Raw genomic sequence first — 512 nt, forward strand, 5'->3', positions numbered from 1 at the left:
CCGAGTGTGCTGCGGATGCGGCTGATGAGGCGGGTGGCGAGGAGGGAGTGTCCGCCGTGGTCGAAGAAGTTGTCGGTGGGGGTGAGGGTGGGTTGTTTGAGGATGTCGGCCATGAGTCCGCACAGGATTTCTTCGTGTGGTGTGCGGGTGGTGTGGGGTGTGTTGGTGGTGGTTTGGGGTGGGGGTAGGGCGGCGTGGTTGAGTTTGCCGTTGGGGGTGGTGGGGAGTTGGTCGAGGGTGATGATGTGGTGGGGGATCATGTAGTCGGGTAGGTGTTGGGTGAGGGTGGTTTTGATGGTGTGGGGGTCGATGGTGGTGTGGGGTTGGGGGACGATGTAGGCGATGAGTTGGTGGTCGGGGGTGGTGGTGACGGCGGCGGTTCTGATGTTTTCTTGGCGGCTGAGGGTGGTTTCGATTTCGCCGAGTTCGATGCGGTAGCCGCGGATTTTTATTTGGTTGTCGGTGCGGCCGAGGTATTCGAGTTGTCCGTCTGGGCGCCATCGGGTGATGTC

General features: G+C 61.3%; 1 protein-coding gene. It reads right to left on the reverse strand.

Annotation, left to right across the window (positions count from 1 at the left end; translation table 11 throughout):
- Nucleotides 1–512 (reverse strand): non-ribosomal peptide synthetase (locus tag ACLQ2W_RS33870; protein ID WP_425791972.1); only part of this gene is annotated, 512 nt, incomplete at both ends.

Origin of the sequence: Micromonospora sp. DT227 (assembly GCF_049841835.1) — a bacterium.
Lineage (GTDB): Bacteria > Actinomycetota > Actinomycetes > Mycobacteriales > Micromonosporaceae > Micromonospora.